A 12,626-nucleotide genomic window follows, 5' to 3' on the forward strand; every position below is an offset into this window, starting at 1 on the left:
CAAAAGCAATACATGGCGTTTGACGCGTTGAATGGCACGCGCGCTTGCTTTAGCGATGGGAGCTTATCGATGGCCGCTAATCTGAAAGTGATCGACACCGGCATGGCAACAGCAACCAACGACCGGCAAAAGGCGCTCGATGCCGCACTCGCGCAGATCGACCGCGCGTTCGGCAAGGGCTCGGCGATGCGTCTGGGCTCGAAGGAGACGATGCAGGTCGAGGTGATCTCGACCGGCTCGCTCGGTCTCGACATCGCGCTCGGCGTCGGCGGCCTGCCGCGTGGCCGCGTGATCGAGATCTACGGCCCCGAAAGCTCGGGCAAGACCACGCTCGCGCTCCACGTCATTGCCGAAGCGCAGAAGAATGGCGGCACCGCCGCGTTCGTCGACGCCGAGCATGCACTCGACCCGGTCTATGCCAAGAAGCTTGGCGTCAACATCGACGAGCTGATCGTATCGCAGCCGGACACCGGCGAGCAGGCGCTCGAGATCGTCGACACGCTGGTCCGCTCGAACGCGATCGACGTGCTCGTCGTTGATTCGGTCGCAGCACTCGTGCCGCGCGCCGAAATCGAGGGCGAGATGGGCGATAGCCATGTCGGGCTTCAGGCGCGTCTGATGTCGCAGAGCCTTCGCAAGCTGACCGGTTCGATCAGCCGGTCGCGCTGCATGGTGATCTTCATCAACCAGCTGCGCATGAAGATCGGCGTCATGTACGGCAACCCGGAGACGACGACGGGCGGCAACGCGCTGAAGTTCTACGCCTCGGTCCGTCTGGACATTCGCCGCATCGGTGCGGTCAAGGCGGGCGACGAGGTCACCGGCAACCAGACGCGCGTGAAGGTCGTCAAGAACAAGGTCGCGCCGCCGTTCAAGCAGGTCGAATTCGACATCATGTACGGGCAGGGCGTCTCGAAGCTCGGCGAGATCCTCGATCTCGGCGTGAAGGCCGGGCTGGTCGAGAAATCGGGTGCGTGGTTCAGCTATGACAGCGTCCGGCTCGGTCAGGGTCGCGAGAATTCGAAGACCTTCCTCAAGGACAATCCCGAGACTGCCGATCGTCTCGAAAAGCAGATCCGCGCGCGCACCGACAAGGTCGCCGAGGAAATGATGGTCGGTCCCGACGCCGAAGACGACGCCTGAGTGAGAGTCGGAGCCCTTTTCCTCGCGGGGAAGGGCTCCGCTTCCTGCGACAGGGCGAGGCAGCGTCCAGGGCTGATGGGTCGGGCGAGTCTCGTCTCGCCTGGTTAAGCTGATAGGCCGCAGCGGGACGCGTGTTGGGCGATCGTCCGGAAATCCAGCGAGCCTTGGCGGGCATATGCTTCACGACTTGCGTCAAACGCGCCACAAGAGCTGATCTTGTGCGCTCAGACGGGAGTTCGACCATGCGATACGGCGGATCATGACCAGTGATCGAGACTGGACCGGACGTGTCGGCGACATCTGGGCCACGGAATGGCGCCGTACCGACCGCAGCTTCGAGGGGCTTGCGCCCGTACTGAACGCCGCGATCCTTGCGGCGGCAGGCCCGCAGACCCGCACTATCGTCGATATCGGTTGCGGCGCCGGCGCCACGTCGCTGGCCAGCGCGGAGGCGCTGCCGGACGGGCAGGTGATCGGCATCGATCTTTCGCCGAGGCTGATCGCAGTGGCGAACCACCGCGCCGGGCACCTGACCAATGTCGTGTTCCGCTGCGCCGACGTCGCGGCGAGCGTCGAGACGCATGCGCCGATCGACCTCTATGTCTCGCGGCATGGGGTCATGTTTTTCGCCGATCCGGTGGCCGCCTTTGCCCGGCTCGTTGAGGCCGCCGCCCCCGGCGCCGCGCTCGTCTTCTCGTGCTTTGCCGAGCGTGCAGCCAATCGCTGGGCGGTGGAAACCGTCGCGGGTGCGGATGACGCATCCGGACCGACGGGGGCCATGACCGCGCCGGGGCCCTTTGCCTTTGCCGATCCCGCCTATGTCGCGGAGATGCTGAAGCAGGCCGGGTGGCGCGCGACGACACTACAGCGTGTCGAATTCGCTTATCGCGCGGGAGGCGGCGCGGATCCGGTGGCGGACGCGGTCGACTACCTCAGCCGGATCGGCCCCGCGGCGTCGCGGATCCGCGACTCGCACGACGCGGAACGCGAACAGGCGCTGGCGCGTCTGACCAGCGCCTGTGTCGATCGTCTGGCCGGGGATGCGGTCGAATTTCCGGCCGCTGCCTGGATATGGACGGCGCACGCAGCGCGCGACAGCCAAGGGAGCCTGCCATGATCACCGTCCACCATCTCGAAAACTCGCGGTCGCAGCGGATCCTGTGGATGCTCGAGGAACTTGGGTTGTCCTATGAGATCAAGCGCTATGCGCGCGATCCAAAGACGATGCTCGCACCCCCGGAACTGAAGGCGGTCCATCCGCTCGGCAAGTCGCCGGTGATCGAGGACCGCGACGTCGAGGGAGGCCGGGTCGTGGCGGAGACCGGCGCTATCGTCGAGTATCTCGTCGACAAGGCGGACGGGCGGCTCGGGGCCCCCGCCAAGCGCGCGGATGCGCTGCGCTATCGGTTCTGGCTGCATTATGCCGAAGGCTCGATGATGCCGCCGCTGCTGCTCAAGCTGGTGCTCGCGAAGATTCCGGTGATGGGGAAGATCGCGCTGAAGCGCATCCAGCCGATGATCGATGTCCATCTCGATTACGTCGAGGCAGAGCTCTCGCAACGCCCCTGGTTTGCCGGCGATCAGATGACCGCGGCGGACATCATGATGAGCTTTCCGCTCGAGGCGGCGCGCAGCCGTGCGGGATTAGACGAGTCGCGCCCCGCGACGATCGCCTGGCTCGGCAAGGTTCATGCGCGACCGGCCTATCAGGCGGGCCTGCAAAAGGGCGGCCCCTATGCCTATGCCTGACCCGGGCACACGCCAAGAAGCGGGCGGGCCGACCGCCTCCTGACGGCCCGTGCCGCTCAGGCCTGGCCGGGCTTGATCTTCTCATAGCTGTCGACATTCACCTTCGGGCCATGCCCGGTCGGTGCGTGCGGCGGATCGCGGTCGGCGGGTTCACGCTCGTCGAGCCCGCCCTCCCATTTTGCGACCACGGTCGCGGCGACCGCATTGCCGATGACGTTGGTCGCCGATCGGCCCATGTCGAGGAAGTGATCGACTGCGAGGATGAGCAGGATGCCGGCCTCCGGGATCTTGAACATCGACAGCGTCCCGGCGATCACCACCAGCGAGGCACGCGGCACGCCGGCAATGCCCTTCGACGTGACCATCAGGACGAGCAGCATGGCGATCTGCTGCCCGATCGGCATGTCGATGCCGTAGGCCTGGGCGATGAACAGCGACGCGAACGTCATGTACATCATCGACCCGTCGAGATTGAACGAATAGCCGAGCGGCAACACGAAGCTGGCGATCCGCGGCGGCACGCCGAACCGGTCGAGCGCCTCGAGCGTGCGCGGATAGGCCGCCTCCGATGACGCGGCCGAGAAGGCGAGGATCAGCGGGTCGCGAATATAGCGCACCAGCAGCCGCGTCCGCGGACCGATGAGCAGGAAGGCGATGCCGATCAGCATCAGCCAGAGCAGCGCCAGCCCGAGATAGAAGGTCAGCATGAAGTAGCCGAGATCGCCGAGGATGCTCGGGCCCCGTTCGGCGAGCGTCGCGGTCACCGCGGCGAACACCGCGAACGGCGCGAATCGCATCACATAGTTGGTGATCTGCAGCATCACCGCGACGAGCGCCTCGATCGCCTTGACGAGCGGGGCGGCCTTCTCGCCGACCGCGGTGATCGCGACGCCGACGAACACCGAGAAGACGACGATCTGAAGAATCTCGTTGCTCGCCATCGCAGAGATCATCGAGTCGGGAACGATATGGGTGATGAACTTGGCGAGATCGAAGGCGGCTCGGTCGACGCCGCTCGACGCGGTCGCCGGCGGGATGGCGAGCGCGAGGCCGACGCCTGGCTGCAGCACGTTCACCAGGATCATGCCGAGCGTCAGCGACAACAGGCTCGCGCAGATGAACCAGCCGAGACTGCGCAGGCCGACGCGACCGAGCGCCCCGGTGTCGCCCATATGCGCGATGCCGACGACCAGCGTCGAGAAGACCAAGGGCGCGATGATCATCTTGATCAGCCGCAGGAACAGCGACGTGACGATCGAGAAATAGCCGGCAATGTCCTTCAGCCGCGCGGCGGATTGCGCACTGCCGTCGTCGATCGACGCGTTGAGGATCCAGCCGACGGCCATGCCGGCGACCAGCCCGAACAGGATATAATAGGTTAGCCGCTTGGCCATTAAACGCTCCCGAAACTCGCGCAGGAGGGAAGGGGATTGCGGCGCCCGGGTCAAGGACCCTATCGTCCCGGCATGGCAATCTCTCCCGAATTACCCACCAGGCGCATGCTCCTCGGTGCCGCCGCCGCGCTCCCGCTGCTGTCGATCGGCGCGGTGCTGCGCGCGGCAGAACCCGACCTGTCGGCGCTGTCCGATCTCACGGGGGGTGCCAAACCGATCGATGCGGACGAGCGCGCCGCCCGGCTGATGCGCGCCCAGGCGCTGATGAAGGCGGCGGGGATCGGCGCGGTTCTGATCGAGCCGGGATCGTCGATGCTTTATTTCACCGGGGTCCGTTGGAGCCGGAGCGAGCGGCTGACCGCCGCGATCCTGCCGGTCGAGGGGCAGCCCTGTATCGTCACGCCGTTCTTCGAGGAGCCGTCGGTGCGCGAGACGCTCGCGGTACCGGCGGAGGTCCGCGTCTGGCAGGAGGATCAGAACCCGCTCGCGGTGGTGGCGGGCTTCCTGCGCGATCGCCGGTTGATCGCGCAGCCGATCGCGATCGAGGAGACGATGCGATTCTTCGCCGTCGACGCGCTGCGTCGGCTGGTACCGGAGGCGCGGATCGTATCCGCCAACCCGGTCGTGCGCGGCTGTCGGATGATCAAGACGCCCGCCGAGATCGCGCTGATGCAGATGGCGACGGACGTCACGCTCGCCGCCTATCGCTGGACACATGCGCGGGTCGAGACCGGCATGACCGGTCCCGAGATCGGCGCGCTGATGACGGCCGCGACCCGGAAGCTCGGCGGGGCGCCCGAATTCTCGATGGCGCTGGTCGGCGAAGCCTCGGCCTATCCGCATGGCAGCCGCGAGATCCACCGCGTCGCGAACGGGCAGGTCGTGCTGATGGATTGCGGGTGCACCGTGCAGGGCTATCAGTCCGACGTCTCGCGCACCTGGGTTCACGGATCGGCTACCGCCGACCAGCGCAAGACCTGGGACCAGGCGATGCGCGGTCAGCAGATCGCGTTTGCCGCCGCGCGGATCGGCGCGACCGCGGGCAGCGTCGACGATGCGGTGCGGGAGCATTACCAAGCGCTGGGCTATGGTCCGGGCTATAAGCTGCCCGGGCTGTCGCACCGGACGGGGCACGGGATTGGCATGGACGGGCACGAGCCGGTCAATCTGGTACGGGGCGAGACGACGAAACTCGCGGCGGGCATGTGTTTCAGCGACGAGCCCGGCATCTACATCCCCGGGCGCTATGGCATCCGGATCGAGGATTGCTTCCACATGACCGAAGCGGGGCCGAACTGGTTCAGCGTGCCCCCCACGTCGCTCGACCGTCCGCTGGGCTGACGAGCCTGGGGGCTGCTCAGGCGGCCTGGCTCATCCAGCGTTCGGCATGTGCGAGGGCGGCTGCGTCGTCGACGTCGATCCAGTCGATGTCGCTGCAGTCGACGGTCTCGGCACGGTTCTCCGCGGCGAGCATGCGCACGCCTTCGGTCAGCGAGGGACTCGCCAGCGTGGCGAGCGCGGCGCCGAGGCGCGGCGAGATCGCGAAAACGCCCGTGTCATAGGCGTCATGCGGTTCGAGACCCTTGCCGATCGCCACAATCGCCGACCCGTCGGTCGCGACACACGTGACGTCTTCGGGGTCGACCCAGGAATGGCCGAGCCGGCGGTCGATGCCGAGCCGAAGCCCGTTACCCGATCCGGCGGTGGCCATGCGGCGATACAGCGCGGGGAGGACGAGGTGGTCGCACATCGCGAGAACCGCGTCCTGCCCGGCCAGCGCCTCGGTCGCGGCAAGCACCGATACGCCATTGGGCTCGCGGTGGTCCGCAAGGACGGTTTCGACATGGAGCGGCCAGGCGCGGCTGGCGAGATAGGCCTCGATCGCGTCACGGCCGTAACTCAGCGTGACGATCGCACGCTTGAGGCCGGCCTCCGCAAGACCCTCGAGCGCATGCGCGATGAGGGGGCGGCCGGCGACCGGGCAGAGTGGCTTGTAGGGCGCCGAGGCGCGAAGACGGCTGCCCTCCCCGGCGGCGAGGATGACAGCCGTCTCGATCATGTCAGGCGGCCTTGATGAACCGCTCGACCTCGATCTGCGCGAGATCGTCGGTCATCTGCGTGCGGGGATGCTTGCAGAAATAGGCCGAGGCAGGGTCGATCACGCCGGCGATGCCGCGATCCTTGGCGATCTTGGCGCAGCGGATCATGTCGATCGCGACACCCGCCGAGTTGGGCGAATCCTCAACCGAAAGACGCAGCTCGAGGTTCATCGGCACGCCGCCGAACAGCTGGCCTTCCATGCGCAGGAAGCAGACCTTGTTGTCGTTCTGCCAGGGGACATAGTCCGACGGGCCGATATGGACGTTGTCGTCATCCATCCGCTCGGCCGCGACCGACTGGACGGCTTCGGTCTTCGAGATCTTCTTCGACTCCAGACGGCGATGGTTCGACATGTTGAGGAAGTCGGTGTTGCCGCCGGTGTTGAGCTGGTAGGTGCGATCCAGCTTCACGCCGCGCTTGGCGAACAGGTCGGTCAGCACGCGGTGGACGATCGTCGCGCCGAGCTGTGCCTTGATGTCGTCGCCGATGATCGCGACGCCGGCGTCTTCGAACTTCTTCGCCCAGACGGGGTTCGATGCGATGAAGACGGGGATGTTGTTGACGAACGCCACGCCCGCTTCGATCGCGCAGTCGGCATAGAATTCGGTCGCTTCCTGCGAACCGACCGGCAGGTAGTTCATCAGCACGTCGGCGCCCGACGCCTTCAGATCCGCGATGACCTGCTCACGCGTCGGCTCTGCGGCGTCGGCGAGGAGGAAGGTGCGGTCGTCCTTGAAGTCGGACATGTGATCGGCGACGCCGTCGAGCGTCTTGCCCATCTTCACGATGGTGCCGGTGTTGCCGACATTGGGGGCGAACACCGCGGTGCAGTTGGGCTTGGCGAAGATCGCCTCGGCGACGTCCTTGCCGACCTTGCGCCGATCGACGTCCCACGCCGCGACGACCTTGATGTCGCTCGGCTTGTAGCCACCCATGTCGAAATGCATCAGGCCGACCTGGTCGTTTGCCCCCTCGCGATAATGCTCGAGTCCCTGGACGAGCGAGCTCGCGCAGTTGCCGATGCCGACCACGGCGATCCGAATGCTATTCATTACTGACCCTGTTCCTTACGAAAGATGCATGCGCGACGCGGTCTTCGATCGCGGCGGTGTGGTATTACGGACGAAAGCCCGTTCGACACGACGGTGCCAGACGAGCCCGACGATGGCGACGAGCGTCAGAGGGACGATCTCGAACCACCAGAAGATGCGCGGGTTGCCCGCAAAGCAGGCGACGAAGATCGCCCATACTCTGACATTCGCGGTTAGCAAGGCCATGAAGCGCAATGGCGCCACTGCGCGCGCGGCATAGCTCTGGCCAAGCGCGACAGGATCGCTGGCCTGACCGAGCGTGCGTTCGAACGGCATCGCGATCCGGTCGATGCTGCCGGCCACCCCGTCATAGAAGCGGACGAGCGCGTTGCCGGTCGGCACCGGCGGCGCGTCGAGTGCGACACCGCGGATCCGGCGATGGAAGCGCGAGCGCTCACCCTCGTACATGTTCGACTGCACCGCGTGCGCGGCGCCCGCCGCCACCGCGAGGATCCAGGCCTCTGGCGTGTCGATGGTGAGGGCCAGCGAGATATAGATCAGCGCGAACACGCCGTGATCGCATAGACCATCCAGCATCCGCCCGAGCGGACTCGCGGTCTTGGTCGCGCGGGCGACCATGCCGTCGAGGCCATCGGCGATCAGCCACCCGATCGACAGGGCCAGGCCGACCAGCGCCAAAGCGGGATTGCCCCAATGCGTATAGGCCAGCGCAGCGGCGCCCCCCAGGAACAGTCCTGCCACCGACACCGTGTTCGCCGAGATGCGACGCGCGAGTGCGAGGGGCAAAAGCGCGCGGCCTGCCGGGTGAATCAGCCAAAGGTTAGATGGGATCTCGATCCGGCGATCGCGCGATCCATCCGGTGGAGCCACTGTCATAGGATTTTCATAATGCGCGCGGCACGCGATTTATGCAAGGTCGCCCGGCTCGGCCTGCGGAACGGCTGAGCGCAATTCGTCGATCCAGACCCGCGCGGTTCCATCCGACGGTGCGCGCCAGTCGCCGCGCGGCGACAATGCGCCGCCCGCGGAGACCTTTGGCCCGTTCGGCAGCGCAGAGCGCTTGAACTGGCTCGTCGCGAAAAAGCGCTGAAGAAACCTTTCGAGCCATGCGGTTATCGTCGGCAGGTCATAGGCGACGCGCGCAGTCGCCGGCAGGTCCGCGGGCCATGCCCCGCTCTCCGCATCGCGCCAGGCATGCCAGGCGAGAAACGCGATCTTCGACGGCGCGAGGCCATAGCGGATCACGTAATGCGCGAAGAAATCGTTCAGCGCATAAGGCCCGATCATCGATTCGGTGCTTTGCAGCGCGCCGTCCGCCCCCGCGGGGACGAGTTCGGGAGAGATTTCCTGCGCGACGATCGTCGACAGGATCGCATCGGTCGCCGCGTCATACTGGCCGGTCCGAATGCACCAGCGGATCAGGAACTGGATCAACGTCTTGGGCACGCCCGCGTTGACCGCATAATGACTCATCTGGTCGCCGACGCCGTAGGTGCACCAGCCCAGCGCCATCTCGCTCAGGTCGCCCGTGCCGACCACGATCCCGCCGCGCTGGTTGGCGAGGCGGAACAGATAATCGGTCCGCAACCCCGCCTGGACGTTCTCGAAGGTGATGTCATAGGTCGGCTCGCCATCGGCAAAGGGATGCCGCATATCCTCAAGCATCCGCCGCGCCGCGGGGCGGATGTCGATTTCCTCCGCGGTGATGCCCAGCGCGCGCATCAGCGCCCAGGCATTCGCCTTCGTGCCCTCGCCCGTCGCGAAGCCGGGCATGGTGAAGCCGAGAATGTCGGCACGCGGGCGACCGAGCCGGTCCATCGCCTTGGCCGCGACGATCAGCGCATGCGTCGAATCGAGCCCGCCCGACACGCCGATCACCAGCGTTCGCGCCCGCGCCGCCTCGAGCCGCTTCGCCAGCGCTTCCACCTGGATATTGAATGCTTCGTAACAATCCTCGTCGCGGCGGGCGGGATCATTGGGGACGAACGGGAAGCGGGGGACGACGCGTTCGAGCCCGACGTCCGCGACGGCAGGATCGGCCAGGTGATCGAACGCGATCCGCCGGATCCGCGTCTCGGGATGTCCCGCAAACGCCGCCGCGTCGTTGAACGTGCCGGTCCGCAGCCGCTCCTGCGCGATCCGCTCGCAATCGACGTCCGCGACGACCAGATCCGGCTCGGTCGCGAAGCGCCGCGATTGCGCGAGCTGTTCGCCGAGCTCGTGGATCAGTCCCTGGCCGTCCCATGCGACCTCGGTCGTGCTCTCACCCGGGCCCGCCGCGGAATAGACATAGGCGCATACCGCGCGCGCCGACTGCGCCGCCGCCAGCATCTCGCGCTCGCGCGCCTTGCCGATGACGATGTTCGATGCGGACAGGTTGCAACAGATCAGCGCGCCGGCCAGCGCGCCCGCGGTCGATGGCGGGGTAGGGGCCCAATAGTCCTCGCAGATCTCCGCATGGAGCACGAATCCCGGCAGGTCGCTCGCCGCAAAGATCAGGTCAGTGCCGAACGGCACGGGCTCGCCGCCGAGATCGATCGACAGCCCCGTCAGTCCCGCGCCGCTCGCAAACCAGCGCTTTTCGTAGAATTCGCGGTAGTTGGGCAGGAAGGTCTTCGGCACGACCCCGAGCACGCGACCGCGCGCGATCGCCACCGCGCAATTATACAGCCGCCCCGCGCGCACCAGCGCCGCGCCCACCAGCAGCACCGGCCGGAGCGTCACACTCGCCGCGACGACGCTATCGATCGCCGCCAGCGTCGCACGCTGCTGCGCGGTCTGCAGATGCAGATCGTCGAGCGCATAAGAGGTGAGGTTGAGTTCGGGAAAGACGACGAGGTCGACATGCTGCGCATCCGCCCGCGTAGCCAGTGCGATCGTCGCCGCGGCATTGGCGGCGGTATCCCCGACCGATGCCCGCGGGGTCGCTGCGGCAACCCGGATCAGGCCGTGCGTGTGGATCGCGTAGAATGGATGCGTCATGCCCCCATCGTTAAACGCGCGGGGCAGTTCATGCTACCGGCTTCACCGGCCGGATATGCGGAGGCTGCTGTCAGGGGGCGCTCTGCGCAGACGTGGAGGCGATGACCCCCTGCACGGCACGGGCGCGCCGGCGTTCGAGCTTCTGCCGTTCGGAGATCTGGTAGGTCTTCGCAATCCGGTACCGCTGCTGCTTCGTCTTCGCGTCGACACTGCCCAGCGCGAGTATGCCGCCAAATGCGAGGATCGCGAATAAGAGGGTGAGGAGGTTCAGTTGTCGCGCTTCTGCAGCCTTGTCCGTCATCATCCCGCTCCCATCGCCTGCCGTCATCGGACCCGACAGGTCTTTCACGGCATCCCGCCGAAAAACCTTCTATGTCCGCAACTTGTCTTGGTCATTCCGTACATCGTACAGCCATTTCGCGGCGCCGAGGTTCCACCGTCCATGGCAAAAATCCGCACTGCGGCTGTTGCGCGATCGGCAGGCAGATCTGCTATCGGGACTGACAGGCGATGGCGCGCGGGATGCGTGGCAGGGTGTTTTATGGGGAAGCGATTTTGACGATCACGCTGTTCGGGATCAGGAATTGCGACACGATGAAGAAGGCGCGCGCGTGGCTCGAAGCGCATGACGTCGCCTATGTGTTTCATGACTACAAGACCGCCGGAATCGAGGACGCACGGCTGCGCGACTGGATCGGCCGGGTCGGGTGGGAGCCATTGCTCAACCGCGCCGGCACCACGTTCCGGAAATTGCCCGAGTCTGACCGCGCCGATCTGGACGCGGACAAGGCGGTCGCGCTGATGCTGGCGCAGCCGTCGATGATCAAGCGCCCAGTGCTCGATACCGGTGCGACGCTGCTGGTCGGCTTCAGCGCCGAGCGGTATGAGGCGGCGGGGCTGGGGAACGCCTGAAGGAGACGAGCATGCCTGTCGCTACATGGAACGGCCAAGAGATCGCCCGGTCCGACGATACCGTCGTCGTCGAGGGCAATCACTATTTCCCCGCGGACAGCGTCGATCCGGCGCTGCTCGAAGACAGCGCGACGCAGTCGAACTGTCCGTGGAAGGGCACCGCGCGCTACAAGACGCTGGTCGTCGACGGCAAGCGCAACGTCGATGCGGTCTGGTACTATCCCGATCCCAAATCCGCCGCGGCCGAGATCAAGGACCGCTATGCATTCTGGAAGGGCGTGACGGTCGGCTGAACCTCGCGGGGGGCCAGGGCGGGCTCGGGCGGGCGCGACGGGACGGGCTGGGCGAGCGGCATCGGCTTCGCTAGAACGCGCGCCCATGTCCACGACCTACACGCTCGACACCGCGACGAGTCGCGCCAACCCGACGCCCGCCCCGCTCAAGCGGCTGACGATCCCCGCGATCCGCCGGCAGAAGGGGCAGGTGCCGCTCGTCATGCTCACCGCCTATACGGTGCGCAACGCGCAGCTGCTCGATCCGCATTGCGACATGCTGCTGGTCGGCGACAGCCTGGGGCAGGTGATCTACGGCCTGCCCTCGACCGTGCCGGTCACGCTCGAGATGATGGCGGCGCACGGCGCGGCGGTGGTGCGCGGCAGCTATCATGCGGTGGTGGTCATCGACATGCCGTTTGGCAGCTATGAGGCATCGCCCGAAAAGGCGTTCGAAAGCGCCGCGTGGCTGCTGAAGCAGACCGGCGCGGCGGCGGTGAAGCTCGAGGGCGGCACCGCGATGGCGCCGACCGTACGGTTCCTGGTCGAGCGCGGGATTCCGGTGATGGGACATGTCGGCCTCACCCCGCAGGCGGTCAACGTCCTGGGCGGCTATGGCGCGCGCGGCCGTACGCCCGAGGAGGCGGCGAAGATCGTCGCGGATGCCAAGGCGGTCGCTGAGGCGGGCGCATTCGCGCTGGTGATCGAGGGCGTGGTCGAGCCGATCGCGATCGAGATCACGCGCGCGGTCGCCTGTCCGACGATCGGCATCGGCGCATCGGTCGAGTGCGACGGCCAAGTGCTTGTTGCCGAGGACATGCTCGGCCTGTTCGACCGTACCGCCAAGTTCGTGAAGCGGTTCGAGGATCTCGCCGCCAAGATCTCGGGCGCGGCGGAGACCTATGCCGACGAGGTTCGCAGTCGTGCCTTTCCGGGACCCGATCAGAGCTATGCGCCGCGCGCCGGCACGGTGGATTGATCCGGCTTTTGTTTCGGACGCGTGGCGGCTAAGGTCCGCGCCA

At 66.5% G+C, this 12,626-nt stretch carries 13 protein-coding genes; 7 read left to right on the plus strand and 6 right to left on the minus strand.

The annotated features are described in order from the left end of the window. The first annotated feature begins 69 nt into the window (after nt 1–69). The 3 genes from recA to IFT71_RS14300 all read left to right on the plus strand — a co-directional run bounded on the left by recA (nt 70) and on the right by IFT71_RS14300 (nt 2,892). Complete coding sequence (gene recA, locus IFT71_RS14290) at nt 70–1,143, plus strand: recombinase RecA (protein ID WP_031396669.1); 1,074 nt, start codon at nt 70–72, stop codon at nt 1,141–1,143. Nucleotides 1,144–1,402: 259 nt separating this feature from the next. After that, a complete protein-coding gene (locus tag IFT71_RS14295; protein ID WP_192141677.1) occupies nt 1,403–2,260 on the plus strand; it encodes a class I SAM-dependent methyltransferase in 858 nt (285 codons plus the stop codon). After that, the gene (locus IFT71_RS14300; RefSeq protein WP_159511197.1) at nt 2,257–2,892 is read left to right on the plus strand and encodes a glutathione S-transferase family protein; all 636 of its coding nucleotides are present in this window, start codon (nt 2,257–2,259) and stop codon (nt 2,890–2,892) included. Before IFT71_RS14295 ends, IFT71_RS14300 begins: the two co-directional genes overlap by 4 nt. A gap of 56 nt (nt 2,893–2,948) precedes the next feature. On the opposite strand, the gene IFT71_RS14305 is transcribed toward IFT71_RS14300, so the two are convergent. Next, the gene (locus IFT71_RS14305) at nt 2,949–4,286 is read right to left on the minus strand and encodes a dicarboxylate/amino acid:cation symporter (protein WP_192141679.1); all 1,338 of its coding nucleotides are present in this window, start codon (nt 4,284–4,286) and stop codon (nt 2,949–2,951) included. 105 nt (nt 4,287–4,391) lie between these two features. On the opposite strand from IFT71_RS14305, the gene IFT71_RS14310 reads away from it, so the two are divergent. Beyond that, nucleotides 4,392–5,627, plus strand: coding sequence for a M24 family metallopeptidase (locus tag IFT71_RS14310; RefSeq protein ID WP_244654939.1), 1,236 nt, complete (start codon nt 4,392–4,394; stop codon nt 5,625–5,627). Between the two features lie 16 nt (nt 5,628–5,643). On the opposite strand, the gene IFT71_RS14315 is transcribed toward IFT71_RS14310, so the two are convergent. The 5 genes from IFT71_RS14315 to IFT71_RS14335 all read right to left on the minus strand — a co-directional run bounded on the left by IFT71_RS14315 (nt 5,644) and on the right by IFT71_RS14335 (nt 10,721). Beyond that, entirely contained in the window at nt 5,644–6,345 is a 702-nt protein-coding gene (locus IFT71_RS14315; RefSeq protein WP_192141683.1) for a phosphocholine cytidylyltransferase family protein, read from the minus strand. A gap of 1 nt (nt 6,346) precedes the next feature. Further along, a complete protein-coding gene (locus tag IFT71_RS14320) occupies nt 6,347–7,438 on the minus strand; it encodes an inositol-3-phosphate synthase (protein ID WP_031396675.1) in 1,092 nt (363 codons plus the stop codon). Nucleotides 7,439–7,453: 15 nt separating this feature from the next. Next, the gene (locus IFT71_RS14325) at nt 7,454–8,224 is read right to left on the minus strand and encodes a CDP-alcohol phosphatidyltransferase family protein (RefSeq protein ID WP_244654940.1); all 771 of its coding nucleotides are present in this window, start codon (nt 8,222–8,224) and stop codon (nt 7,454–7,456) included. Nucleotides 8,225–8,344: 120 nt separating this feature from the next. After that, nucleotides 8,345–10,420 carry an NAD(+) synthase gene (locus IFT71_RS14330; RefSeq protein ID WP_192141687.1) on the minus strand — a complete coding sequence of 692 codons (2,076 nt, stop codon included), beginning with the start codon at nt 10,418–10,420 and terminating at the stop codon, nt 8,345–8,347. A 70-nt stretch (nt 10,421–10,490) separates the two neighbouring features. Continuing rightward, the gene (locus IFT71_RS14335; RefSeq protein WP_192141689.1) at nt 10,491–10,721 is read right to left on the minus strand and encodes a hypothetical protein; all 231 of its coding nucleotides are present in this window, start codon (nt 10,719–10,721) and stop codon (nt 10,491–10,493) included. A 254-nt stretch (nt 10,722–10,975) separates the two neighbouring features. Here IFT71_RS14335 and IFT71_RS14340 point away from each other — a divergent pair, with 254 nt between their 5' ends. The 3 genes from IFT71_RS14340 to panB all read left to right on the plus strand — a co-directional run bounded on the left by IFT71_RS14340 (nt 10,976) and on the right by panB (nt 12,583). After that, nucleotides 10,976–11,332 (plus strand): ArsC family reductase, encoded by a 357-nt coding sequence (locus IFT71_RS14340; RefSeq protein WP_192141692.1) that lies wholly within the window; start codon nt 10,976–10,978, stop codon nt 11,330–11,332. Between the two features lie 11 nt (nt 11,333–11,343). Further along, nucleotides 11,344–11,625, plus strand: a complete 282-nt coding sequence (locus IFT71_RS14345; RefSeq protein WP_031441739.1) for a DUF427 domain-containing protein — start codon at nt 11,344–11,346, stop codon at nt 11,623–11,625. Between the two features lie 85 nt (nt 11,626–11,710). Further along, entirely contained in the window at nt 11,711–12,583 is an 873-nt protein-coding gene (panB, locus tag IFT71_RS14350) for a 3-methyl-2-oxobutanoate hydroxymethyltransferase (RefSeq protein ID WP_192141694.1), read from the plus strand. Nucleotides 12,584–12,626: the final 43 nt, after the last annotated feature.

This window comes from Sphingomonas sp. CFBP 13733 (assembly GCF_014841795.1).
Taxonomy (GTDB): domain Bacteria; phylum Pseudomonadota; class Alphaproteobacteria; order Sphingomonadales; family Sphingomonadaceae; genus Sphingomonas; species Sphingomonas aerolata.

Coding starts and splice junctions, on each gene's coding strand:
- IFT71_RS14345 (WP_031441739.1), top strand. CDS start 11,344: ATGCCTGTCGCTACATGGAACGGCCAAGAGATCGCCCGGTCCGACGAT.
- IFT71_RS14330 (WP_192141687.1), bottom strand. CDS start 10,420: ATGACGCATCCATTCTACGCGATCCACACGCACGGCCTGATCCGGGTT.
- IFT71_RS14295 (WP_192141677.1), top strand. CDS start 1,403: ATGACCAGTGATCGAGACTGGACCGGACGTGTCGGCGACATCTGGGCC.
- IFT71_RS14305 (WP_192141679.1), bottom strand. CDS start 4,286: ATGGCCAAGCGGCTAACCTATTATATCCTGTTCGGGCTGGTCGCCGGC.
- IFT71_RS14300 (WP_159511197.1), top strand. CDS start 2,257: ATGATCACCGTCCACCATCTCGAAAACTCGCGGTCGCAGCGGATCCTG.
- recA (WP_031396669.1), top strand. CDS start 70: ATGGCCGCTAATCTGAAAGTGATCGACACCGGCATGGCAACAGCAACC.
- IFT71_RS14320 (WP_031396675.1), bottom strand. CDS start 7,438: ATGAATAGCATTCGGATCGCCGTGGTCGGCATCGGCAACTGCGCGAGC.
- panB (WP_192141694.1), top strand. CDS start 11,711: ATGTCCACGACCTACACGCTCGACACCGCGACGAGTCGCGCCAACCCG.
- IFT71_RS14335 (WP_192141689.1), bottom strand. CDS start 10,721: ATGACGGACAAGGCTGCAGAAGCGCGACAACTGAACCTCCTCACCCTC.
- IFT71_RS14310 (WP_244654939.1), top strand. CDS start 4,392: ATGCTCCTCGGTGCCGCCGCCGCGCTCCCGCTGCTGTCGATCGGCGCG.
- IFT71_RS14315 (WP_192141683.1), bottom strand. CDS start 6,345: ATGATCGAGACGGCTGTCATCCTCGCCGCCGGGGAGGGCAGCCGTCTT.